A 23,505-nucleotide genomic window follows, 5' to 3' on the forward strand; every position below is an offset into this window, starting at 1 on the left:
GGCGCGTCAGTCGCTGCCGCGCTCGCATACCGGCTGCGCCGGCATCAGTTGCGCGGGCGCGGCGACGGTCCGCACCGGCCGGCCGGCGAGCGCGTCAAGCGCCTGCCGGAGCTGCCAGTCGGCATCCGTGCCGAATTCCCGCTGCGGCAGCGCCGCGCTCTTCGACGTATCGATTTTTTCGCGCACGCGCGCTTCGCGCAGCGTTTGCCGTGCCTTGCGGACCTGCGCGAACGGATCGGGCGCCAGCCGGTCCGCATACGGCGCGCGGGCGAGATCGACTTCGCGGTACCAGAGCAGCACGCCGTCGACGTCCGAGTCGCGGCGCGGCGGCACGAGCCAGTCCGGCACGACGCCATAGCCGTCCATCGGGCAGCCGTTCGGCCGCAGGTTGCGCGCGAACGTGAAATTGACGCGCGTGCCGTCGATCAGGTCGACGCCGGTCTGCGCGAGCCCCTTTCCGTAGGTCGGCATCCCGAGCAGCCGCGCGCGGCCGAGATCCTTCAGTGCCGCCGCGGTCGCTTCGGCGGCCGACGCGCTCTGTCCGTCGACGAGCACGACGAGCGGCACGGTGCGCCACCAGTCGTCCGCCTGCAGCGGCGCGAGCGGATCCTGGCCGTGCATGACCGGCAGTTCGTAGTCGGGCCAGTTGGTCGTGAAGCGGCGGCGCTTCGTGCCGTCGCGCTCGAGCGTCATCATCGCGGTGCGGTCGCGCCCGGCGAACAGCGCGGTGATGCCGATCGCCGCATTCAGCGCGCCGCCGCCGTTGATGCGCAGGTCGAGGATCACGCCTTTCACCGGCGGCCCCGCGCGGCGCGGCGCCTGCACCGCGTCGATATAGTTGCCGACCGCCGGCTCCGGGAAGCTCGACAGCCGTGTGTACAGGATGTCGCCGGCGAGCCGCCTTGCGGTCGCCGGGTGTGGCCGGACGATCGCGCGGACCGGCGCGAAGGTCAGCGTCGCAGGGTTCGGACCACGCCGGACCGTAAGCTTCAGCGGCACGCCCGCGTCGCCCTTCGCGAGTTTCACGACCTCGCCGCTGTCGATGCCGATGACGCTCCGGTCGTTCATCGCGACGACGAGATCGTCGGGCCGCACGCCGGCCTGTTCGGCGGGCGCGTCCGGGATCACGTCGATGATGTGCAGCCCGTCGGGCCGCGTCTCGAACACGATGCCGATGCCCGGCGTGCCGTCGCGTGCGCGGCGCTCGTCGTCGCGCCGTTCCTGCTCTTCCTTTGCGTTGAAGAAGCGCGCATACGGCAGCGTCTTGATTCCGTCGTGCACGGTGGCGTCGAGCAACGCGCCGATGTCGACGTCGGTCAGGTGCTGCTTCTTCAGCACTTCGACCGCAGCCTTCAGTTCGCAGAGCTGCGGTTCCCAGTCGGGCGGGCAGGGTGACGGTTGTGACGCCGCCGTCGCAGCAGCAGCGTGCTGGGCGGACGCGGATTGCGCGCGGGCGGCCGATGCGCATGCAACGAACGCAGCCGCGGCGGCGGCACCGGTGCTCCAGGCGACGATGCGATGAACGACACGCGAGGCAGGCATCATGAGGGACCGCGGCTTCGACGGGTGGCGGGGCGGGATGGTGAAGCGATTGTAGCCGACGGTCCGTGCGGCCGCGCCGGATGACGCGGACGCGGCTCGCGCATGAAAAAAGGCCGGTCCAACAGGACCGGCCTTCTGGTATCCGCCGAAACGACGCGGCGCTTAAACCTGCGCGCCCGCGTTCGGATCGTCCGGATCGTGCGCCGTCTTCTTTTCCTTGATCAGGTCTTCGCGCTTGATGCCGAGCCACATCGCGAGCGAGCCCGCGACGAACACCGACGAGTAGATGCCGAACATGATGCCGACCGTCAGCGCGAGCGCGAAGTAGTGCAGCGTCGGGCCGCCGAAGAAGAACATCGACAACACCATCATTTCCGTCGACGTGTGCGTGATGATCGTCCGCGACATCGTGGTCGTGATCGCGTGGTTGATCACTTCCGACACGCTCATCTTGCGTTCGCGGCGGAACGTTTCGCGGATCCGGTCGAAGATGACGACCGACTCGTTGACCGAGTAGCCGAGCACCGCGAGGATCGCCGCGAGCACCGCCAGCGAGAACTCCCACTGGAAGAACGCGAAGAAGCCGAGAATGATCACGACGTCGTGCAGGTTCGCGATGATGCCGGCGACCGCGTACTTCCATTCGAAGCGGATCGACAGGTAGATCACGATGCCGATCACCACGCACGCGAGCGCGAGGAGACCGTCGGTCGCGAGCTCGCGGCCGACCTGCGGACCGACGAACTCGACGCGCTGCAGCGTCACGTCGGGGCTCTGCGCCTTCAGCGCAGTCATGACCTGGTCGCTCTGCTGCGCGGACGTGAGGCCTTCCTTCAGCTGCAGGCGGATCAGCACGTTGCGCGACGTGCCGAAGTTCTGCACCTGCGCGTCGGCGTAGCCGAGCTTGCCGAGCGTGTCGCGCACGGGTTCGAGCTGTGCGGCCTGCTGGTACTGCACCTCGATCACCGTGCCGCCGGTGAATTCGACGGACAGGTGCAGCCCGCGGTGGAACAGAAAGAACACGGCGGCGAGGAACGTGACCAGCGAGATCACGTTGAACACCAGCGCGTGCCGCATGAACGGAATGTCTTTACGGATGCGGAAAAATTCCATGGCTTCGTCTCCGGGGCCTTATTGGGTCGAGCCCGGTTTCTTCGGCGACACGCCTTGCTGCGCGCGGTTGCGCAGCTGCGGCTTGCCGGCACGCGGTGCGTTGCCCTTCGCGGGTGCGGCGAGCTTCGCGGCGCGCGCGGTGTCGGTCGATTCGTCGGCCGCGGCGAACGAGGCACCGGCCGTGGCGCCTTCCGGCTTCCACACCTGGCCGATCGCGAGCGACTTCAGCTTCTTGCGGCCGCCGTACCAGAGGTTGACGATCCCGCGCGAGAAGAACACCGCGGAGAACATCGACGTCAGGATGCCGAGGCAGTGCACGATCGCGAACGCGCGAACCGGGCCCGAGCCGAAGGCGAGCAGCGCGAGGCCGGCGATCAGCGTCGTGACGTTCGAGTCGAGAATCGTCGCCCATGCGTGCGCGTAGCCGGCCTGGATCGCGGTCTGCGGCGGCTGGCCGGCGCGCAGTTCTTCACGCACGCGCTCGTTGATCAGCACGTTCGAGTCGATCGCCATGCCGAGCGCGAGCGCGATTGCCGCGATACCCGGCAGCGTCAGCGTCGCCTGCATCAGCGACAGCACCGCGACGAGCAGCAGCAGGTTCACCGACAGGCCGATCACCGAGATCACGCCGAACAGCATGTAGTACGCGATCATGAACACGGCGATCGCGCAGAAGCCCCAGATCACCGAGTGGACGCCCATCTTGATGTTGTCCGCGCCGAGGCTCGGGCCGATCGTGCGTTCCTCGATGATGTCCATCGGTGCGGCGAGCGAACCGGCGCGCAGCAGCAGCGCGAGGTCGGCCGCGGCCTGCGGCGTCGGCTGGCCCGTGATCTGGAAGCGGTCGCCGAGTTCGGACTGGATCGTCGCGACCGTCAGCACCTCGCCCTTGCCCTTCTCGAACAGCACCATCGCCATCGGCTTGCCGATGTTCTCGCGCGACACCGCGCGCACCGAGCGGCCGCCCGCCGAGTCGAGGCGGATGTTGACCGACGGACGCTGATGTTCGTCGAAGCCGGCCGACGCATCGATGATGCGGTCGCCGGTGAAGATCACGTCCTTCTTCAGCAGCACGGGCGCCTGGTTGCCCTGCGTGAACAGCTCCTCGCCCGGCGGCACGGGGTCGTTCGGGTTCGGGTGCGTGTTGATCGGATCGGCGAGGCGCGCCTCGAGCGTCGCGGTGCGGCCGATGATGTCCTTCGCCTTCGCGGTGTCCTGCACGCCCGGCAGTTCGACGACGATGCGGTCGCTGCCTTGCTGCTGCAGGATCGGCTCGGACACGCCGAGTTCGTTCACGCGGTTGTGGAGGGTCGTCAGGTTCTGCTTGAGCGCGGCGTCCTCGACGGCCTTCTGCACGGCCGGCGTGAACGTGCCGACGACTTGCGTGCCGCCGCCGCCGGGCTGGGTCGCCCATTGCAGTTCGGTGACCGACGCGGCGAGCACCTTGCGGGCGTCTTCCGCCGTCTGCGCGTCGCTGAAGTTGACGACGACGGACTGGTCGACGCGACTCACGCCGCCGTCGCGGATGTTCTTGTCGCGCAGCAGCGTGCGCGCGTCGGACGCGTCGGAGTCGAGCTTCTTCGTGAGCGCGCCCGTCATGTCGACCTGGAGCAGGAAGTGGACACCGCCGCGCAGGTCGAGGCCGAGATACATCGGCAGTGCGTGCAGCGCGGTCAGCCAGCGCGGCGACGCGCTTTGCAGGTTCAGTGCGACGACGTACTGCGGATCGTTCGGATCGGCGTTCAGCGACTTCTGCAGCAGGTCCTTGACGCGCAGCTGCGTATCGGTGTCCTTCAGGCGCACGCGGATGTTCGCGTTGGACGCCGTGTTCTCGAAGGTGACGTCGTCCGGCGTGATCTGCGCGGAGGCGAGCGCGGATTCGACCTGGGTCAGCGTGGTCGAGTCGAGCTTGACCGTGGCCTTGCCGCTCGACACCTGCACCGCCGGCGCTTCGCCGAAGAAGTTGGGCAATGTGTACAGAAGGCCGATGGCGAGCGCCACGACCATCACGACATATTTCCAGAGTGGATAACGATTCATGAGGGGGCCGAACGGGTGGTTGGCGTGAAAGCGTCGCGTCCGGCGCCGCGGCGGCCCGCTCTCTCAGGCGGGCACGACGCGGGGAGCCGGACGCTCGGTAAAAGCCTTACAGCGACTTGATCGTGCCCTTCGGCAGAATGGTCGTGACGGCAGCCTTCTGCACGGTGATTTCGGTGCCTTCGGCGATTTCGACGCCGATGTAGCCTTCGGTGACCTTCGTCACCTTGCCGACGAGGCCGCCGCTCGTGACGACTTCGTCGCCCTTCGCCATGGCCGCGAGCATGTTGCGGTGTTCCTTCTGGCGCTTCATCTGCGGACGGATCATGATGAAGTACAGCACCGCGAACATCAGGATGAGCGGCAGGAAGCTCATCAGGCTCGATTCGGCGCCACCGGCACCTTGCGCGAAGGCATTGGAAATGAACGGCACGTTGGTCTCTCCGTAGGGGAAGATCGAAAATTAAGCCGGTTATTCTACCACCGGCCCCATGTGCAAACGGCGCAGCAAATGCGCTTTCGGATCAAGCTGTTAAAGCATGAAACGGCACCGTTGCTGCTCGTTTGGAAAGGTAATTGTAATATTCGGCGGCCGCGACCGGCGGTCGGGACGCGATATTTAGTACATGTCTTATGTGACGTGGCGCGGTGCGGGCAGCTTGCGGGCCGCCGCCCGGTCAGTCGACCCCTCTCGCGCGATCCTCCGCGAAGCGCTGGCGGAACGCGTCGAACGTATGGGTCTCGATCGCGTCGCGGATCTCGCTCATCAGCTGCAGGTAGTAGTGCAGGTTGTGGATCGTGTTGAGCTGCGCGCCGAGGATTTCGCCGACGCGGTGCAGGTGGTGCAGGTAGCCGCGAGAAAAGTTCTGGCACGTGTAGCACGTGCAGCTCGCGTCGAGCGGCTTCAGCGAATTCTTGTGCGTCGCGTTGCGGATCTTCACGTCGCCGAAGCGCGTGAAGAGCCAGCCGTTGCGTGCGTTGCGGGTCGGCATCACGCAGTCGAACATGTCGACGCCGTTCGCGACGCCCTCGACCAGATCCTCCGGCGTGCCGACGCCCATCAGGTAGTGCGGCTTGTTGGCCGGCAGCTTCGGGCCGACGTGCCGCAGCACGCGCATCATGTCTTCCTTCGGCTCGCCGACCGACAGCCCGCCGATCGCGAGGCCGTGGAAGCCGAGCTCCGACAGGCCCGCGAGCGACTCGTCGCGCAGGTCCTCGAACATCCCGCCCTGGACGATCCCGAACAGCGCGTTCGGGTTGCCGAGCCGGTCGAACTCGTCGAGCGAGCGTTTCGCCCAGCGCAGGGACATGCGCATCGAGTCGGCCGCTTCCTTGTGCGTGGTCGGCACGCCGTTGGTTGCGTACGGCGTGCATTCGTCGAACTGCATCACGATGTCGGAGTTCAGCACCTTCTGGATCTGCATCGACACTTCCGGCGACAGGAACAGCTTGTCGCCGTTGATCGGCGATGCGAACGTCACGCCGTCCTCGGTGATCTTGCGCAGGTCGCCGAGCGAGAACACCTGGAAGCCGCCCGAGTCGGTCAGGATCGGCTTGTTCCAGCCCATGAAGCCGTGCAGGCCGCCGTGCGCGTCGATCGTCTCGAGGCCGGGGCGCAGCCACAGGTGGAACGTGTTGCCGAGGATGATCTGCGCCTTGATCTCGTGCAGCTCGCGCGGCTGGATCGCCTTCACGGTGCCGTACGTGCCGACCGGCATGAAGATCGGCGTCTCGACCACGCCGTGGTTGAGCTTCACGCGGCCGCGGCGCGCATGGCCGTCGGTCGTCAGCAGTTCGAATTCGAGCCCGTTGGCCGGGCGGTCCTGCACGGGAGCGTGCGTATCGTGGGATGAACCTTCGGTCATCGCGTCATTCTCCTTGCCACCGGAGAAGCCTTGCATGGGACCGGAGTATGCGCTGAAGCGCTGACTCCGGATCGCAAGTCCGGCGCATGTTGGAAACGCCGCCGGCAAGCCGGCGGCTGGGAAAAGCGGGGCGCGCGCCATCGGAGCGCGCGCAGCGGGACAACGGGTGCAACGGCGGCTGCGCGGTCGCGGGCCGGTGCGTCTTCGCACCTGCCGCGCTCACGCGCGCGGCGTCTCCGGCGTGTCGCGCCGCGTGAGCAGCATCGCATCGCCGTAGCTGAAGAAGCGGTAGCGTTCGTCGATCGCGTGCCGGTACGCGGCGCGGATCGTCTCGACGCCCGCGAACGCCGACACCAGCATCAGCAGCGTCGACTTCGGCAGGTGGAAGTTCGTCACGAGCCGGTCGACGACGCGGAAACGGTAGCCCGGCGTGATGAAGATGTCGGTCTCGGCCTGCGTCGCCGCGAGCGGGCGGCCCGCTTCGTCGGCGCTGCGCGCCGCGGCTTCGAGCGCGCGCATCGACGTCGTGCCGACCGCGATCACGTTGCCGCCGCGCGCGCGGGTCGCGGCGATCTTGTCGACGAGCGATTGCGGCAGGTCGTACCACTCGCTGTGCATCCGGTGCTCGGCGATGTTCTCGACGCGCACCGGCTGGAACGTGCCGGCGCCCACGTGCAGCGTCAGCGTCGCGCGCTCGACGCCCATCGCGTCGAGCTTCTCGAGCAGCGGCTGGTCGAAATGGAGCCCGGCCGTGGGCGCCGCGACCGCGCCCGGGTTGCTCGCATAGACGGTCTGGTAGCGCGTCTCGTCGTTCGCGTCGGCGTCGTGCTCGATGTACGGCGGCAGCGGCAGGCGGCCGTGCTGCTCGATCAGCGCGAGGCACGGCTCCGGGAAATGCAGCGTGAAGAACGGCTCGACGCGCTCGCCGACCGTCACGTCGAACGCGTCGGCGAGACGCAGCGTCGTGCCGGCGCCCGGCGACTTGCTCGCGCGGATCTGCGCGAGCGCGGTGTGCGTCCCCGTCACGCGCTCGATCAGCACCTCGATCTTGCCGCCGCTGGCCTTCTGGCCGAAGAAACGCGCCTTCAGCACCTTGGTATCGTTGAACACGAGCAGGTCGCCGGGCGCGATACACGACGGCAGCTCGGCGAAGCGGCGGTCGACGAGGCGCGCGGGCTCGACGGTGCCATCGACCTCGAGCAGGCGGCTCGCGGTGCGGTCGGGCAGTGCGGTCTGCGCAATCAGCTCGGGGGGCAGATTGAAATCGAAATCGGAAAGCGTGAACATGCGGGCTGGTTCGAAACGGGCGGCGGGCGCCGCCGACAGGGCGGAAACGCATGAATGGGGCGCGCGAGCCGCTATGATGGCGGGATGCGCGGCCTGGCCGGCGTCGTTCGTTCGGACGACGTGAAAGCCGCTATTGTACTTGCCTTGCGAAGCACCCAGACGATCCGATGCCAGTGTCACCACGCCGTTCCTCCGCCGCCGTTGCCGATTCCGCCGATCCGTTTGACGCGGACGATGCCGCGTTACCCGCGCAAAGCGCGGAGCCGCGCGGCGGCGCGCCGCGCCGCGCGGGCCCGAAGCGCGGCGCCGACGGGCGGCTCGCGCAGCCGGCCGCCGCCGCGCCCGACGTCGATCCGGGCGCGGACGGCGACGAGGTGGGGGCGGCCGGCACGTCCGGCGCGAAGCGCAAGAAGAAGCCGGCCGCCGACAAACCCGTGAAGACCGCCGCCGTGAAGACCGCCGACAAGCTCGCGAAGCTCGGCCTCACGCGCTCGATCGATCTCGTGCTGCATCTGCCGATGCGCTACGAGGACGAAACCACGCTCACGCCGATCGGCGAACTGCTGCCGGGCGGCATCGCGCAGACCGAGGGCGTGGTGTTCGACAACGAAGTCGCATACCGGCCGCGGCGCCAGCTCGTCGTCAAGATCCAGGACGACGACGGCGAGCAGCTCGTGCTGCGCTTTCTCAATTTCTACGGCTCGCAGGTCAAGCAGATGGCCGTCGGCCAGCGGCTGCGCGTGCGCGGCGACGTGCGCGGCGGCTTCTTCGGAATGGAGATGGTGCATCCGGCCGTGCGCGTCGTCGAAGCCGATGCGCCGCTGCCGCAGGTGCTCACGCCCGTCTATCCGAGCACGGCCGGCGTGTCGCAGGCGTATCTGCGCAAGGCGATCGAGAACGCGGTCGAGCGCACGCCGCTGCCCGAGCTGCTGCCGCCGGAGATCGAACGCGACTACCTGAAGCCGCTCGGCGTGCCGACGCTCGCGCAGGCCGTGCGGATCCTGCACCACCCGGCTGTCGATTCCGATGAAGCCGCGCTGATGGACGGCTCGCATCCGGCGTGGACGCGTATCAAGTTCGAGGAGCTGCTCGCGCAGCAGCTGTCGCTCAAGCGTGCGCACGAGGAGCGCCGCACGCGCGCGGCGCCCGCGATGCCGCGCCGCACCGCGGCCGATGCCGACGCGCTGACGACGCGCCTCTACGCGGCGCTGCCGTTCACGCTGACGGGCGCGCAGTCGCGCGTCGTCGACGAGATCGCGCACGACCTCACGCTCGCGCATCCGATGCAGCGGCTGCTGCAGGGCGACGTCGGCAGCGGCAAGACGGTCGTCGCGGCGCTGGCGGCCACGCAGGCGATCGACGCCGGCTACCAGGCCGCGCTGATGGCGCCGACCGAAATCCTCGCGGAGCAGCACGCACGCAAGCTGCGCGCGTGGCTCGAACCGCTCGGCGTCTCGGTCGCATGGCTCGCGGGCAGCCTGAAGGCGAAGGAGAAGCGCGCGGCGATCGAAGCCGCGGCGCTCGGCACCGCGCAGCTCGTGATCGGCACGCACGCGATCATCCAGGACACGGTCGAATTCGCGCGGCTCGGCCTCGTGATCGTCGACGAGCAGCACCGTTTCGGCGTCGAGCAGCGTCTCGCGCTGCGCGCGAAGGCTGCGAACGCGGCCAACGGCGCGCGCGATTTCCAGCCGCACCAGCTGATGATGTCGGCCACGCCGATTCCGCGCACGCTCGCGATGACGTATTACGCGGATCTCGAGGTGTCGACGATCGACGAGCTGCCGCCGGGCCGCACGCCGGTGTTGACGCGCCTCGTCGGCGATGCGCGGCGCGAAGAGGTGATTGCCCGCGTGCGTGAGGCCGCGCTGACCGGCCGCCAGGTGTACTGGGTGTGTCCGCTGATCGAGGAGAGCGAGACGCTGCAGCTGCAGACGGCCGTCGAGACTTACGAGACGCTGGCCGAGGCGTTGCCCGAGCTGAAGGTCGGGCTCGTGCACGGGCGGCTGTCGCCGGCCGACAAGGCGGCCGTGATGGAAGCCTTCACGCGCAACGAGGTGCAGTTGCTCGTCGCGACGACCGTGATCGAGGTCGGCGTCGACGTGCCGAACGCGTCGCTGATGGTGATCGAGCACGCGGAGCGCTTCGGCCTCGCGCAGCTGCATCAGTTGCGCGGCCGCGTCGGGCGCGGCACCGCGGCGTCGGTCTGCGTGCTGCTTTATACGGGCCCGCTGTCGCTGACCGGCCGCGAGCGGCTGAAGACGATGCGTGAGACGACCGACGGCTTCGAGATCGCGCGGCGCGACCTCGAAATCCGCGGCCCCGGCGAATTCCTCGGCGCGCGCCAGTCCGGCGCCGCGATGCTGCGCTTCGCGAACCTCGAGACCGACGGCTGGCTGATCGACCCGGCCCGCGATGCGGCAGCGCGACTGATCGCCGCGTATCCCGACGTGGTCACGCAGCATCTCGCGCGCTGGCTCGGCGCGCGGGAGCAGTACCTGAAGGCCTGATTCGCGCATTCGGGGACGGATTTAAAACCGCCATTCGGCGGCGATTCGGCGCATCGCGATGCAGAGAAACTTGGCGAATCGGTGCCAACGGGTGTATAAATTAAACCTATCGCCTGTATATCCCTGATTGACCCACAATGACCCTGACTGAATTGAAGTACATCGTCGCGGTCGCGCGCGAGCGGCATTTCGGTCGCGCGGCCGAAGCATGCTTCGTGAGCCAGCCGACGCTATCGGTGGCGATCAAGAAGCTGGAAGACGAGCTCAACGTGCAGATTTTCGAGCGCGGCGCGAGCGAAGTGAGCGTGACCCCGATCGGCGACCAGATCGTCACGCAGGCGCAGCGCGTGCTCGAGCAGACCTTCGCGATCAAGGAGATCGCGAAGCAGGGCAAGGACCCGCTCGTCGGCCCGTTCCGGCTCGGCGTGATCTACACGATCGGGCCGTACCTGCTGCCGACGCTCGTCAAGCAGATGATCCAGCGCGTGCCGCAGATGCCGCTGATGCTGCAGGAGAATTACACGCTGAAGCTGCTCGAACTGCTGAAGCAGGGCGAAATCGACGCCGCGATCATGGCGCTGCCGTTCCCCGAAACCGGCCTGATGGTGCGGCCGCTGTACGACGAGCCGTTCGTCGTCGCGCTGCCGGCCGGCCATCCGTGGGAGAAGCGCAACGAGATCGATGCCGAGGATCTGAAGCAGGAAACCATGCTGCTGCTCGGCAACGGTCACTGCTTCCGCGACCACGTGCTCGGCGTGTGCCCGGAACTGATGCGCTTCTCGCAGACGGCCGACGGTATCCAGAAGACCTTCGAAGGCTCGTCGCTCGAAACGATTCGCCATATGGTCGCGAGCGGTGTCGGCATCACGGTGCTGCCGCGGATGTCGGTCGCCGAGATCGGCCCGCGCGCGAACGGTCCCGACGCCGAGTTGCTGTCGTACGTGCCGTTCAACGAGCCGGTGCCGGATCGCCGCGTCGTGCTGGTGTGGCGCAAGAGCTTCACGCGGATGCCGGCGATCGACGCGATCAGCGAGGCGATCGCCGCGTGCGATCTGCCGGGCGTCGCGAAGCTCGACATGCCCGCGACGATGAATTGAGCAGGGTGCGGTGCATCTGAGGCAGGCAGTCAACGGGGTCTCGCGACCCCGTTTATTTTTGCCTATCGAATAGATGAAATTTATCAAATTCAAATAAACGATAGAAATGCCTAGAATCCTTTCCATGGATTGCACCGGATCGGCGGTCCGATTTGCACGTTGAGTGCAGGTGTCAAAGGAGGATGTCATGATGCGGTCGGTATTGCAGCACGCGCAGCGGAACATCCCGTCGCGCGACGAGGTCGTAAATCGCGCGAGGGCCGCGGCCCGGAGCCTGCGCCCGATTGCGTTCGCGTATCTGGCGGACCGTGTGTATGGCGGATGAGTGCCGCGGCATGCCGGTTCCGTGTTCCCCGACTCACTGCCGTTCAGCCATGAGGGAGCATTGCATGTCCGAAGTCCCGCAGCCCGCATCGAAGGCCACGCCGCCTGCCACCCCGTAGCACGACAGGACCAACCTGTTCCGTTTCATCCCCCCGCAATGCTCCACGAACCGCGCCAGGCAAGTGGGGGCTTACGAGCAAGTAAAGGAGAAAAAAGCATGTCGACCGAATCGAAATGTCCGTTCAACCATACGGCGGCCGGCGGCACGTCGAACAAGGACTGGTGGCCGAACCAGCTCAATCTCAACATCCTGCATCGGCACTCGGCGCTGTCCGATCCGATGGACAAGGATTTCGACTACGCGGAAGCGTTCAAGAAGCTCGACCTCGCGGCGGTGAAGCGCGACCTGCAGGCGCTGATGACGACGTCGCAGGACTGGTGGCCGGCCGACTTCGGCCACTACGGCGGCCTGTTCATCCGGATGGCCTGGCACAGCGCCGGCACGTACCGGACCGCCGACGGCCGTGGCGGCGCGGGCGGCGGGCAACAGCGCTTCGCTCCGCTGAACAGCTGGCCGGACAACGGCAACCTCGACAAGGCGCGCCGGCTGCTGTGGCCGATCAAGCAGAAATACGGCCGCAACATCTCGTGGGCCGACCTGATGATCCTGACCGGCAACGTCGCGCTCGAGTCGATGGGCTTCAAGACTTTCGGCTTCGCCGGCGGCCGCGTCGACACGTGGGAACCGGACGACGTCTACTGGGGTTCGGAAAAGATCTGGCTGGAACTGAGCGGCGGCCCGAACAGCCGTTACTCGGGCGACCGTGACCTCGAGAATCCGCTCGCGGCCGTGCAGATGGGTCTCATCTACGTGAACCCGGAAGGCCCGGACGGCAACCCCGACCCGGTCGCGGCGGCACGCGACATCCGCGAGACGTTCGCGCGGATGGCGATGAACGACGAAGAGACGGTCGCGCTGATCGCCGGCGGCCACACGTTCGGCAAGACGCACGGCGCGGGCCCCGCATCGAACGTCGGTCCGGAACCGGAAGCGGCCGGCATCGAGCAGCAGGGTCTCGGCTGGAAGAGCACGTACGCATCGGGCAAGGGCCGCGACGCGATCACGAGCGGCCTCGAAGTCACGTGGACGTCGACCCCGACCAAGTGGAGCAACGACTTCTTCAAGCACCTGTTCAGCTATGAATGGGAACTGACGAAGAGCCCGGCCGGCGCGCATCAGTGGGTCGCGAAGGGCGCCGACGCGGTGATTCCGGATGCGTTCGATCCGGCGAAGAAGCATCGCCCGACGATGCTGACGACCGACCTGTCGCTGCGTTTCGACCCGGCCTACGAGAAGATCTCGCGCCGCTTCTACGAGAACCCGGCCGAGTTCGCCGACGCGTTCGCGCGCGCCTGGTTCAAGCTCACGCACCGCGACATGGGCCCGCGCGCCCGCTATCTCGGCCCGGAAGTGCCGGCCGAACAACTGCTGTGGCAGGACCCGATCCCGGCTGTCGATCACAAGCTGATCGATGACGCCGACGTCGCGGCGCTGAAGGCGAAGGTGCTTGCATCGGGCCTGTCGGTCGCGCAGCTCGTGTCGACCGCATGGGCGTCGGCCTCGACGTTCCGCGGTTCGGACAAGCGCGGCGGCGCGAACGGTGCGCGCATCCGCCTGGCGCCGCAGAAGGACTGGGAAGTGAACCAGCCGGCCGCGCTTGCGACGGTGCTCGAGACGCTGGAAGGTGTGCAGAAGGCGTTCAACGACGCGCAGACGGGCGGCAAGAAGGTGTCGCTCGCCGACCTGATCGTGCTGGCCGGTGCGGCCGGCGTCGAACAGGCCGCGAAGAACGCGGGTGTCGCGGTGACGGTGCCGTTTGCACCGGGCCGGATGGACGCGTCGCAGGAGCAGACCGATATCGAAGCGATGGCCGTGCTCGAGCCGGTTGCGGACGGTTTCCGCAACTACCTGAAGAGCGCGTACAAGACGCCGGCCGAGGCACTGCTGGTCGACAAGGCCCAGCTGCTGACGCTGAGCGGGCCGGAGCTGACGGTGCTCGTCGGCGGCCTGCGTGTGCTCGGCGCGAACGTCGGTGACTCAACGCACGGCGTGTTCACCGATCGTCCGGGCTCGCTGACCAACGACTTCTTCGTGAACCTGCTCGACATGGGCACGGAGTGGAAGCCGGTGTCGGCCGCGAACGACGTGTTCGAAGGGCGCGATCGTGCGTCGGGCCAGGTCAAGTGGACGGGTACGCGCGTCGACCTGATCTTCGGTTCGCACTCGCAGTTGCGTGCGCTGGCCGAGGTGTACGGCAGCGCGGACGCGAACGAGAAGTTCGTGCGGGATTTCGTCGCGGCCTGGAACAAGGTGATGAACCTCGACCGCTTCGACCTCGCGTGAATGTCGCGATGCGGTAACGCAGTTTCGCTGTAACGTGAAACGGCCGGTCGCACGACCGGCCGTTTTTTCTTCAAGGATCGTGTCGAAGGAGTGACGATCATGACGCAAATGATGCTGAACATGCGCACCGCGTTCACGCCGGCCGAGTGGGCGCGGCGTATCGTCGGTTTCGCGATCGTCGTCGGCGGTGCGGCCGAGCTGGTCGCGCAGGCGCTGCACGCGCTCGCGCCGCTCGTGTCGGGCGCCGGCGGCTGAGCGCGCGAATCGCTCGCCGCACCGGACCGGCGAGGCGTGAACGGATGCCGTGCGACGCGGTATGCGAATTGCTCGACGCATTTTCTCCGCTTCAACATTTCGAATGAGGAGTTCCGAAGATGGCCAGGAAAGGCAACGCCACGCAGATCAACATCGGCATCAGCGACAAGGATCGCAGGAAAATCGCGGACGGCCTGTCGCGCCTGCTTGCCGATACGTTCTCGCTTTACCTGAAGACCCACAATTTCCACTGGAACGTCACGGGTCCGATGTTCAACACGCTACACCTGATGTTCGAAGAGCAGTACAACGAACTGTGGCTCGCGGTCGACTCGGTCGCCGAGCGCATTCGCACGCTCGGCGTCGTCGCGCCGGGTACCTTCGCGGATTTCGCGAAGCTGTCGTCGGTGCCGGAAGCGAACGGCGTGCCGGCGGCCGAAGAGATGATCCGTCAGCTCGTGGAAGGGCACGAGACGGTCGTGCGCACGGCGCGCGAAATCTTCCCGATCGCCGACGCGGCGAGCGACGAGCCGACCGCCGACCTGCTGACACAGCGCCTGCAGACGCATGAAAAGACCGCGTGGATGCTGCGGTCGCTGCTCGCGTAAGTTCGACGCGACCGGTCGCCCGCCGCGCGGCCGGCATCGGCGGGCAGTCCGACCTCAAATCGGGGCCGGGTCGCCTGCATCGGATCGAATCCTGCCTTGGCCGCCGGTGCATGTTTGCCGCGCATCTGTCCCTTGATTTGCGGGCGGGACTGCTTCGGCCGCTTGCAGCGGGCCGGCGTGGCCGACGCGCGTACCGCGGCACGCGGGCGCGGGCCATCCCGACATGACGCGAACCGTGCCTCGGCTCTAAAATGCCGGGATTATCTTCCCGGTGCTTCGCCATGCTTGCCCGCTTTCCCCTGTATCTGCGGCTCGTCCGGATGGACAAGCCGATCGGCAGCCTGCTGCTGCTCTGGCCGACGCTCAACGCACTGTGGATCGCATCGGACGGCCATCCGCGCTGGCCGCTGCTCGTGATCTTCGCGCTCGGCACGCTGCTGATGCGCTCGGCCGGCTGCGCGATGAACGACTATGCCGATCGCGATTTCGACCGTCACGTGAAGCGCACGGCCGACCGGCCGCTGACGTCGGGCAAGATCCGCGCATGGGAAGCTGTCGCGATCGCGGTGGTGCTGTCGTTCATCGCGTTCCTGCTGATCCTGCCGCTCAACACGCTGACGAAGGAGTTGTCGGTCGTCGCCTTGTTCGTCGCCGGTTCGTATCCGTTCATGAAGCGATTCTTCGCGATTCCGCAGGCATATCTCGGCATCGCGTTCGGCTTCGGCATCCCGATGGCGTTCGCGGCCGTCCAGGACACGGTGCCGATGCTCGCATGGGTGATGCTGATCGCGAACATCTTCTGGTCGGTCGCGTACGACACCGAATACGCGATGGTCGACCGCGACGACGACATCAAGATCGGCATTCGCACGTCCGCGCTGACGTTCGGCCGCTTCGACGTCGCGGCCGTGATGGCGTGCTATGCGGTGACGCTCGGCATCTACGTATGGATCGGCGTGACGCTCGGCTTCGGTCTCGCGTACTGGGCCGGCTGGGCGGCGGCGGTCGGCTGCGCGCTGTATCACTACACGCTGATCAAGGGGCGCGAGCGGATGCCGTGCTTCGCGGCGTTCCGGCACAACAACTGGCTTGGCGGCGTGCTGTTCGCGGGAATCGCAGCGCATTACCTGCTGGCGGGTGCGGCCGGGAACTGACGCGACCGCGCGCCGATGCGCGATGCCAGCAAAAAAGCGGCCGAGGCCGCTTTTTTGTTGCCGGTGCCGGAAACCCGGCGGCGGTCGCGGCGCTTATGCGCGGCCGAGCTCGTCGCCCATTTCCTTCGCGCGTGCCTCGGCTGCGAGCGCGCCGCGCACGATCGCTTCCTTCACGCCCTGCGCGTCGAACGACGCGAGCGCGGCGGCCGTCGTGCCGCCCTTCGACGTCACGCGCTCGCGCAGCACGCTTGCCGGCTCGCCCGATTGCGCGGCGAGTTGCGCGGCGCCCGCGAACGTTGCGACCGCAAGCGCGCGGCCCTGTTCGTCGTTCATGCCGAGGCGGCGCGCGGCTTCCTGCAGCGCTTCGATGAAATAGAACACGTAGGCCGGGCCGCTGCCCGAGATCGCCGTGACCGCATCGAGCTGCGCTTCGTCGTCGAACCACACGATCTCGCCGACCGCGCCGAGCACGTTCGACGCGAGCTCGCGACCGGCCGCGTCGACGCCCGGCAGCGCGGCGAGACCCGTCACGCCCATGCCGACCAGCGCGGGCGTGTTCGGCATCGTGCGCACGACGCGCGCGTAGTCGCCGAGCCAGCGGGCGAGGTCGGTGCCGCGGATGCCCGCCGCAATGCTGATCACGAGCTGCGATTTCAAATGCGGCGCGAGCGCCTGCGCAACGTCCTTCAGCACCTGCGGTTTCACCGCGAGCACGATCGCGTCGTAGTCCGCGAGCGTCGCGTCGATGGCCGCGCCGGTGCGGATGCCGAACTGCTGCGCCGTGCGCGCGCGGGCGTCCTCGTTGACGTCGATGGCATACAGGCCGTCAGCGGCGACGCCGCGCTTGATCAGGCCGCCGATGAGGGCCGCGGCCATGTTGCCGCCGCCGATGAATGCGATTTTCATGATGTCCGATTGAGCAGATGAGTGAACGGAAAGGCGGAAAAGGGCAGCGCTCAGTGCGAATAGTCGCGCGCGCCGAAGATCGCGGTGCCGACGCGCACGATCGTCGCGCCTTCGAGCACCGCGGCTTCGAGATCGGCGGACATGCCCATCGACAACGTGTCGAGCGGCAGGCCCTCGGCGCGCAATGCATCGAACAGCGCGCGCAGCGCGCGATGTGGCACGCGTTGCGCGTCGGTATCGCCGGCCGGTTCGGGAATCGCCATCAGGCCGCGCAGCCGCAGCGCCGGCAGCGCGGCGACCGCGCGCGCGACGTCGGCCACGTCGGCCGGCGCGACGCCGCTCTTCGACGCCTCGCCGCTGATGTTCACCTGCACGCACACGTTGAGCGGCGGCAGGTGCGCGGGGCGCTGTTCGGCGAGGCGCTGCGCGATCTTCAGCCGGTCGACCGAATGGACCCAGTCGAACCGTTCGGCGACCGGGCGCGTCTTGTTCGATTGCAGCGGCCCGATGAAATGCCATTCGAGGTCCGCGCGCAGATCGGCGAGCGCGTCGATCTTGTCGATCGATTCCTGCACGTAGTTCTCGCCGAACGCGCGTTGTCCGGCCGCATGCGCGGCGCGCACGTCGTCGGCGGGAAACGTCTTCGACACGGCGAGCAGCGAGACGGTGGCGGGATCGCGGCCGGCCGCGCGGGCGGCGTCGGCGATGCGGCGGTGAACGGAATCGAGACGGGCGGCGAAGTCGGACATGACGGGCACGGAAGCAGGCACGGGGAAGCGATTACGGCGGCGAGTACGGTGACGAATGCGGCACGGCACGCGCCGCTTCGATTCGCTCATTATACGGACGCCGCCGCAGGTGCCGCGCTAGCCGTACAGCAGATGCTCGACGAGCTGAATCCAGTGCGTGACCGGAATCTGCGTGCCGCTTTGCAGGTGCGCGATGCAGCCGACGTTGCCGGACACGATCATCTGCGGCTCAAGTGCCTGCAGCTTCAGCAGCTTCTGCTTGCGCAGCCGGTACGACAGCGACGGCTGCGTCAGCGAATAGGTGCCGGCCGACCCGCAGCACAGATGACTGTCGGCCGGCAGCCGCACGTCGATGCCGAGCGTCTCGAGCAGGCGCTCGACCTTGCCGCGCGACTGCTGGCCGTGCTGCAGCGTGCACGGCGGGTGATACGCGACGGTATGGATCGCGCGGCGCCGCGCGAGCGTCGAGAGCTCGGCCTCGAACGCGAGCAGGACGTCGGAGATGTCGCGCGTCAGCGCGACGATGCGCTGCGCCTTCTCCGCATACGCCGGATCGTCGCGCAGCAGGTGCGCGTATTCGAGCACCGTCGCGCCGCAGCCCGATGCGTTCATCACGATTGCCTCGGCGCCTTGCTCGACGTACGGCCACCACGCGTCGATGTTGCGGCGCGCGTCGTCGAGCGCTTCGTCGTGATAGTTCAGGTGCAGGCGGATCGCGCCGCAGCACCCCGCGTCGGGTGCGACGATCGTCTCGACGCCGAGCGCATCGAGCACGCGCGCGGTCGCGATGTTGATGTTCGGCAGCATCGACGGCTGCACGCAGCCGGCGAGCATCAGCATCTTGCGCGGATGCGTGCGCTGCGGCCATTCGAGCAGCCGCGTGCGCGGCGGCACCTTGTCGCGCAGCCGTTTCGGCAAGAGCGGCCGCACGTGCTGGCCGAGCCGCATGATCGGCGAGAACAGCGCCTCGTTCGGCACGAGGCTCGCGAGCATGCGGCGCACGAGCCGCTGCTGCACGGGGCGCTGCACTTGCGCCTCGACGTGCTTGCGGCCGATCTCGACGAGCCGGCCGTACTGGACACCCGACGGGCAGGTCGTCTCGCAGCTGCGGCAGGTGAGGCAGCGGTCGAGGTGCTGCTGCGTGCTGCGCGTGACGGGCGCGCCTTCGACCATCTGCTTGATCAGGTAGATGCGGCCGCGCGGGCCGTCGAGTTCGTCGCCGAGCAGTTGGTAGGTCGGGCACGTCGCGGTGCAGAAGCCGCAATGCACGCACTTGCGCAGGATCGCGTCGGCCTCGTCGCCGTCGGGCGTATTGCGGATGAAATCGGCGAGGTTCGTTTGCATCGAGCCCTCAGAGATCGGGGTAGAGCCGGCCGCGGTTGAAGATGCGCGCGGGATCGAACGCCGTCTTCAGCCCGCGGTGAATCTTCATCAGCGGCGCGGGCAGCGGCGTGAACACGCCCGCGCTGCGGTCGTAGGATTCGCCCGCGCGGAACAGCGTCGCATGGCCGCCGGCCTGCTTCGCGCTCATGCGCACCGTCTGCGCGTCGGCGTCGGTGATCCACCAGCGCTGCGCACCGCCCCATTCCATCAGCTGGGTGCCGGGCAGGTGCATCGGTTCGGTGATCGACGGCAGCGCGAGGCGCCACAGCGCATAGCCGGGCGGAATGCCGTTGAAGAACGGATCGGTATGCTCGCGCAGGCCGGCCCAGAAGCGCTCGGCCTCGACCGCGTCGACGACTTCTCCGCCGAGCAGCGTCTTCGCCGATTTCACGGCGGCCTCGGCGCCCGACAGCCGCAGCACCAGCGTGCCGTTGCGCCAGGCGCTCGCGCTGACCGGCAGCGGATGGCCGCCCCATTCGTTGAGCTTGCGCACCGCGTCGGTCGCGGTCATCTCGAACTTCAGCGTGACTTCGGCGACCGGCACCGGCAGCACCTTGATCGACAGGTCGAGCATCAGCCCGAGCGTGCCGAGCGCGCCGGCCATCAGCCGCGACACGTCGTAGCCGGCGACGTTCTTCACGACTTGCCCGCCGAAGCGCAGCACTTCGCCGCGCCCGTTCATCAGCGTGACGCCGAGCACGAAATCGCGCGGCGCGCCGCAGGTCGCGCGGCGCGGGCCGGCGAGGCCCGCCGCGATGCAGCCGCCGACGGTGGCCGCGCGGCCGAAATGCGGCGGCTCGAACGCCAGCATCTGGCCGTGCTCGGCGAGGACGGTTTCAAGCTGCGCGAGCGGCGTGCCCGCGCGGACCGTGACGACGAGCTCGGCCGGGTCGTACGACACGATGCCCTGAAACGAGCGCGTGTCGAGTATTTCGCCGTCCAGCGCCTGGCCGTACCAGTCCTTGGTGCCGCCGCCGCGAATCCGCAGCGGCCGGCCGTCGGCACTGGCGGCACGGATGCGCTCGGCCCATCCGGCGACGATGTCGTCCTCTTCCATGTTCTGTTGCTGCCTCGTTGTTGTCCGGTCGATTGTACCGGGGTGGCGCGAATCCACATCGCGACTATCCCTAAGCCCCGTATGACGAAGGCATGCCGCCGCCACGCGCGCGGCCGGCACGGGCCCCGCGACTGCGCGGCGCTCAGAAGCGCGGCAGGTCGGGGTGCGGCAGCAGCCCCCCGCGCACGTGCTGGCGGCCGTACTCGGCGCAACGCGCGCGGGTCGGGATGCCCTTGTCGGGATTGAGCAGCCCGGCCGGATCGAACGCGCGCTTGACCGCGAAGAACGCATCGCGCTCCTGCGGCGAGAACTGTACGCACATCGAATTGAGCTTTTCGATGCCGACGCCGTGCTCGCCGGTCACGCTGCCGCCGAATTCCACGCAGCATTCGAGGATTTCCGCGCCGAACTGTTCGGCACGGTGCAGCTCGTCCGGATCGTTCGCGTTGTAGAGGATCAGCGGATGCATGTTGCCGTCGCCGGCATGGAACACGTTGATGCAGCGCAGCCCGTAGCGCGTCTCGAGTTGCTCGATGCGCGCGAGCAAGGGGCCGATCGCGCGGCGCGGCACGGTGCCGTCCATGCAGTAATAGTCGGCGGAAATGCGCCCGGCGGCCGGAAACGCGTTCTTGCGGCCGGACCAGAAGCGCAGCCGCTCGCTTTCGTTGCGCGATACCTGGATTCGCGTTGCGCCATGTTCGCGCAGCACGGCCGTCATGCGGACGATTTCCTCCGCGACTTCCTCGGGCGTGCCGTCCGATTCGCACAGCAGGATCGCCTTCGCGTCGAGGTCGTAGCCCGCATGCGTGAACGCCTCGACGGCCTGGGTGGCCGGCTTGTCCATCATCTCCAGCCCGGCCGGGATGATGCCCGACGCGATGATCGCGGCGACCGCCTCGCCGCCCTTCACGACATCGTCGAAGCTCGCCATCACGAGCTGCGCGGTCTGCGGTTTCGGGATCAGCTTCACCGTGATCTCGGTGACGATCGCGAACATCCCTTCGCTGCCGATCATCACCGCGAGCAGGTCGAGGCCCGGCGTGTCGAGGCCGAGCGAGCCGAATTCGACGATCTCGCCGTCGATCGTGACCGCGCGCACGCGCATCACGTTGTGCACCGTCAGCCCGTATTTCAGGCAGTGGACGCCGCCGGAATTCTCCGCCACGTTGCCGCCGATCGTGCAGGCGATCTGCGACGAAGGATCGGGCGCGTAGTACAGCCCGTACGGCGCGGCGGCTTCCGAAATCGCGAGGTTGCGCACGCCGGGCTGCACGGTGGCCGTGCGCGCGTACGGATCGACCTCGACGATGCGTGTGAAGCGTGCGAGCGACAGCACGACGCCGTTCACGATCGGCAGCGCGCCGCCGGACAGGCTCGTGCCCGCGCCGCGCGGCACGATCGGCACCTCCATGCGGCGGCAGATCTGCACGATCCGCTGCACCTGCGATTCGGTTTCGGGCAGCGCGACCGCGAGCGGTAGCCGGCGGTACGCCGACAGGCCGTCGCATTCGTACGGCGCGGTGTCTTCGTCGCGGAACAGCAGGCAATGCGTCGGCAGCACGGCCATCAGCGCCTGCACGACTTCGCGCTGGCGCTGCGCGCGGGTCGCGCTCGACAGTTCGACGGAAGCGTTCATCGGGTCTCCTGCGGGCGGCGCGGCGGCGCGCCGCCATGTCAGCACGTGAAGATCTTGCCGGGATTCATCAGATTGCGCGGATCGAGCGCGAGCTTGATCGCGCGCATCGCGTCGATCGCGTTGTCGCCGTGCTCTTTCGGCAGGAAGCGCATCTTGTGCAGGCCGACGCCATGCTCGCCGGTGCAGGTGCCGCCGAGGCGCAGCGCGCGTTCGACGATCCGGTCGTTGATGCGTTCGGCTTCGTCGATTTCCTCGGGCTTGTCGGGATCGATCAGGATCGCGACGTGGAAATTGCCGTCGCCGACGTGGCCGACGATCGGGCAGGGCAGCGACGACGCGCGCAGGTCGACTTCGGTTTCCTCGACGCACGCGGCGAGTTGCGAGATCGGCACGCACACGTCGGTCGTCACCGCGCGGCAGCCGGGTTTCAGCTGCAGCATCGCGAAGTACGCGTTGTGGCGCGCGGCCCAGAGCCGCGTGCGATCCTCGGGGCGGGTCGCCCATTCGAAGCCCTGGCCGTTGTTCTGTCCCGCGAGCGTCTGCACGAGCTCGGCCTGTTCCTTCACGCTGGCTTCGGTGCCGTGGAATTCGAAGAACAGCGTCGGCGCTTCGGCGAGCGTCAGGTTCGAGTGGCGGTTGATCGAGCGCACGGCGAGCGAGTCGACGAACTCGACGCGCGCGATCGGCACGCCGATCTGGATCGTCTCGATCACGGTGCGCACCGCGTCGCCCATCGACGGGAACGTGCAGATCGCGGCCGACACGGCTTCGGGCAGCGGATGCAGGCGCAGCGTGATCTCGGTGATCACGCCGAGCGTGCCTTCGGAGCCGACGAACAGCCGCGTGAGGTCATAGCCGGCCGACGACTTGCGCGCGCGCGAGCCCGTCTTCACGACACGGCCGTCGGCGAGCACGGCGGTGAGGCCGAGCACGTTCTCGCGCATGGTTCCGTAGCGCACGGCGTTGGTGCCCGATGCGCGGGTCGCGGTCATGCCGCCGATGCTGGCGTCGGCGCCCGGATCGATCGGGAAGAACAGGCCGGTGTCGCGCAGCGCTTCGTTGAGCGCCTTGCGCGTGATGCCCGGCTCGACTGTGACAGTCAGGTCTTCCGCGTTGATCGACAGCACGCGGTTCATTTCCGACAGGTCGAGCGAGACGCCGCCGCGCACGGCGAGCAGGTGGCCTTCGAGCGACGAGCCGGCGCCGTACGGGATCAGCGGCACGCCGTAGAGCGCGCACAGCGACACGACTTCGCGAACTTCATCGGCGTTGTGGGCGAATACGACGGCGTCGGGCAGTTGCGGATCGAACGGCGATTCGTCGCGGCCGTGATGGGCGCGGACGGCGTCGGCGGTCGACACGCGCTCGCCGAAGGCGGCGCGCAGCGCATCGAGCATGGCGGAGGGCAGCGGGCGGCGCGCGGTGGCCGGCGGGGCAGGGTGATTCACGAATGTCTCCTGACGACTGCTTGTCAAACTTTCGGCCCATTCTACGCTGTAACGCCCGCTGCGCCCGCCGCCGCAGGCTGCGATAATCGCGTTCCTGGGCAACCGGGCCGCATCGCGGCCGCGCACGAGA

General features: G+C 67.9%; 18 protein-coding genes. 6 read left to right on the forward strand and 12 right to left on the reverse strand.

Annotation, left to right across the window (positions count from 1 at the left end; translation table 11 throughout):
- Positions 1-6 precede the first annotated feature (6 nt).
- From HWX22_RS12435 to queA, 6 genes are all read right to left on the reverse strand, one after another.
- The gene (locus HWX22_RS12435; protein ID WP_175915722.1) at positions 7-1,545 is read right to left on the reverse strand and encodes a S41 family peptidase; all 1,539 of its coding nucleotides are present in this window, start codon (positions 1,543-1,545) and stop codon (positions 7-9) included.
- A gap of 159 nt (positions 1,546-1,704) precedes the next feature.
- A complete protein-coding gene (gene secF / locus HWX22_RS12440; protein WP_059465429.1) occupies positions 1,705-2,655 on the reverse strand; it encodes a protein translocase subunit SecF in 951 nt (316 codons plus the stop codon).
- Between the two features lie 18 nt (positions 2,656-2,673).
- Entirely contained in the window at positions 2,674-4,695 is a 2,022-nt protein-coding gene (secD, locus tag HWX22_RS12445; RefSeq protein ID WP_059535377.1) for a protein translocase subunit SecD, read from the reverse strand.
- A gap of 106 nt (positions 4,696-4,801) precedes the next feature.
- Positions 4,802-5,125, reverse strand: coding sequence for a preprotein translocase subunit YajC (yajC, locus tag HWX22_RS12450; protein ID WP_006476868.1), 324 nt, complete (start codon positions 5,123-5,125; stop codon positions 4,802-4,804).
- A gap of 244 nt (positions 5,126-5,369) precedes the next feature.
- The gene (gene tgt / locus HWX22_RS12455) at positions 5,370-6,557 is read right to left on the reverse strand and encodes a tRNA guanosine(34) transglycosylase Tgt (protein WP_059608278.1); all 1,188 of its coding nucleotides are present in this window, start codon (positions 6,555-6,557) and stop codon (positions 5,370-5,372) included.
- A 219-nt stretch (positions 6,558-6,776) separates the two neighbouring features.
- Entirely contained in the window at positions 6,777-7,844 is a 1,068-nt protein-coding gene (gene queA, locus HWX22_RS12460; protein WP_175915723.1) for a tRNA preQ1(34) S-adenosylmethionine ribosyltransferase-isomerase QueA, read from the reverse strand.
- 167 nt (positions 7,845-8,011) lie between these two features.
- Between queA and recG the strand changes: the two genes are divergently transcribed.
- The 6 genes from recG to ubiA all read left to right on the forward strand — a co-directional run bounded on the left by recG (position 8,012) and on the right by ubiA (position 16,196).
- Positions 8,012-10,354 carry an ATP-dependent DNA helicase RecG gene (gene recG, locus HWX22_RS12465; protein WP_175915724.1) on the forward strand — a complete coding sequence of 781 codons (2,343 nt, stop codon included), beginning with the start codon at positions 8,012-8,014 and terminating at the stop codon, positions 10,352-10,354.
- Between the two features lie 137 nt (positions 10,355-10,491).
- Positions 10,492-11,451, forward strand: a complete 960-nt coding sequence (locus HWX22_RS12470) for a hydrogen peroxide-inducible genes activator (protein ID WP_059820468.1) — start codon at positions 10,492-10,494, stop codon at positions 11,449-11,451.
- Between the two features lie 541 nt (positions 11,452-11,992).
- Complete coding sequence (gene katG, locus HWX22_RS12475) at positions 11,993-14,179, forward strand: catalase/peroxidase HPI (RefSeq protein WP_059820469.1); 2,187 nt, start codon at positions 11,993-11,995, stop codon at positions 14,177-14,179.
- A gap of 99 nt (positions 14,180-14,278) precedes the next feature.
- Positions 14,279-14,434, forward strand: a complete 156-nt coding sequence (locus HWX22_RS12480) for a hypothetical protein (RefSeq protein ID WP_175909117.1) — start codon at positions 14,279-14,281, stop codon at positions 14,432-14,434.
- A 119-nt stretch (positions 14,435-14,553) separates the two neighbouring features.
- Positions 14,554-15,042, forward strand: a complete 489-nt coding sequence (gene dpsA, locus HWX22_RS12485; protein WP_059465436.1) for a non-specific DNA-binding protein DpsA — start codon at positions 14,554-14,556, stop codon at positions 15,040-15,042.
- Positions 15,043-15,323: 281 nt separating this feature from the next.
- Positions 15,324-16,196 carry a 4-hydroxybenzoate octaprenyltransferase gene (ubiA, locus tag HWX22_RS12490; RefSeq protein WP_059535384.1) on the forward strand — a complete coding sequence of 291 codons (873 nt, stop codon included), beginning with the start codon at positions 15,324-15,326 and terminating at the stop codon, positions 16,194-16,196.
- 93 nt (positions 16,197-16,289) lie between these two features.
- On the opposite strand, the gene proC is transcribed toward ubiA, so the two are convergent.
- From proC to HWX22_RS12520, 6 genes are all read right to left on the reverse strand, one after another.
- Positions 16,290-17,102: a pyrroline-5-carboxylate reductase gene (gene proC, locus HWX22_RS12495; RefSeq protein ID WP_175909123.1), complete on the reverse strand. Its 813-nt coding sequence runs from the start codon at positions 17,100-17,102 to the stop codon at positions 16,290-16,292.
- Positions 17,103-17,152: 50 nt separating this feature from the next.
- On the reverse strand, positions 17,153-17,851 hold the full coding sequence (locus tag HWX22_RS12500; protein WP_059535387.1) for a YggS family pyridoxal phosphate-dependent enzyme: 699 nt from the start codon (positions 17,849-17,851) through the stop codon (positions 17,153-17,155).
- A gap of 117 nt (positions 17,852-17,968) precedes the next feature.
- Positions 17,969-19,195 (reverse strand): glycolate oxidase subunit GlcF, encoded by a 1,227-nt coding sequence (gene glcF, locus HWX22_RS12505; protein ID WP_175915725.1) that lies wholly within the window; start codon positions 19,193-19,195, stop codon positions 17,969-17,971.
- A gap of 7 nt (positions 19,196-19,202) precedes the next feature.
- A complete protein-coding gene (gene glcE, locus HWX22_RS12510) occupies positions 19,203-20,291 on the reverse strand; it encodes a glycolate oxidase subunit GlcE (protein ID WP_175915726.1) in 1,089 nt (362 codons plus the stop codon).
- A gap of 142 nt (positions 20,292-20,433) precedes the next feature.
- On the reverse strand, positions 20,434-21,927 hold the full coding sequence (locus HWX22_RS12515) for an FAD-linked oxidase C-terminal domain-containing protein (RefSeq protein ID WP_124624924.1): 1,494 nt from the start codon (positions 21,925-21,927) through the stop codon (positions 20,434-20,436).
- Positions 21,928-21,965: 38 nt separating this feature from the next.
- Positions 21,966-23,375 carry an FAD-linked oxidase C-terminal domain-containing protein gene (locus HWX22_RS12520; RefSeq protein WP_175915727.1) on the reverse strand — a complete coding sequence of 470 codons (1,410 nt, stop codon included), beginning with the start codon at positions 23,373-23,375 and terminating at the stop codon, positions 21,966-21,968.
- Positions 23,376-23,505: the final 130 nt, after the last annotated feature.

The sequence above is a fragment of the Burkholderia sp. BCC1638 genome (assembly GCF_902833195.1).
In the GTDB taxonomy this organism is placed as follows: Bacteria; Pseudomonadota; Gammaproteobacteria; order Burkholderiales; family Burkholderiaceae; genus Burkholderia; species Burkholderia diffusa.

What these genes read in the sequence shown, in the direction of transcription:
- tgt (WP_059608278.1), bottom strand. Translation starts at nt 6,557, where the DNA reads ATGACCGAAGGTTCATCCCACGATACGCACGCTCCCGTGCAGGACCGC.
- queA (WP_175915723.1), bottom strand. Translation starts at nt 7,844, where the DNA reads ATGTTCACGCTTTCCGATTTCGATTTCAATCTGCCCCCCGAGCTGATT.
- ubiA (WP_059535384.1), top strand. Translation starts at nt 15,324, where the DNA reads ATGCTTGCCCGCTTTCCCCTGTATCTGCGGCTCGTCCGGATGGACAAG.
- HWX22_RS12515 (WP_124624924.1), bottom strand. Translation starts at nt 21,927, where the DNA reads ATGAACGCTTCCGTCGAACTGTCGAGCGCGACCCGCGCGCAGCGCCAG.
- glcE (WP_175915726.1), bottom strand. Translation starts at nt 20,291, where the DNA reads ATGGAAGAGGACGACATCGTCGCCGGATGGGCCGAGCGCATCCGTGCC.
- secD (WP_059535377.1), bottom strand. Translation starts at nt 4,695, where the DNA reads ATGAATCGTTATCCACTCTGGAAATATGTCGTGATGGTCGTGGCGCTC.
- recG (WP_175915724.1), top strand. Translation starts at nt 8,012, where the DNA reads ATGCCAGTGTCACCACGCCGTTCCTCCGCCGCCGTTGCCGATTCCGCC.
- HWX22_RS12480 (WP_175909117.1), top strand. Translation starts at nt 14,279, where the DNA reads ATGACGCAAATGATGCTGAACATGCGCACCGCGTTCACGCCGGCCGAG.
- secF (WP_059465429.1), bottom strand. Translation starts at nt 2,655, where the DNA reads ATGGAATTTTTCCGCATCCGTAAAGACATTCCGTTCATGCGGCACGCG.
- glcF (WP_175915725.1), bottom strand. Translation starts at nt 19,195, where the DNA reads ATGCAAACGAACCTCGCCGATTTCATCCGCAATACGCCCGACGGCGAC.
- katG (WP_059820469.1), top strand. Translation starts at nt 11,993, where the DNA reads ATGTCGACCGAATCGAAATGTCCGTTCAACCATACGGCGGCCGGCGGC.
- HWX22_RS12500 (WP_059535387.1), bottom strand. Translation starts at nt 17,851, where the DNA reads ATGTCCGACTTCGCCGCCCGTCTCGATTCCGTTCACCGCCGCATCGCC.
- HWX22_RS12435 (WP_175915722.1), bottom strand. Translation starts at nt 1,545, where the DNA reads ATGATGCCTGCCTCGCGTGTCGTTCATCGCATCGTCGCCTGGAGCACC.
- dpsA (WP_059465436.1), top strand. Translation starts at nt 14,554, where the DNA reads ATGGCCAGGAAAGGCAACGCCACGCAGATCAACATCGGCATCAGCGAC.
- proC (WP_175909123.1), bottom strand. Translation starts at nt 17,102, where the DNA reads ATGAAAATCGCATTCATCGGCGGCGGCAACATGGCCGCGGCCCTCATC.
- HWX22_RS12470 (WP_059820468.1), top strand. Translation starts at nt 10,492, where the DNA reads ATGACCCTGACTGAATTGAAGTACATCGTCGCGGTCGCGCGCGAGCGG.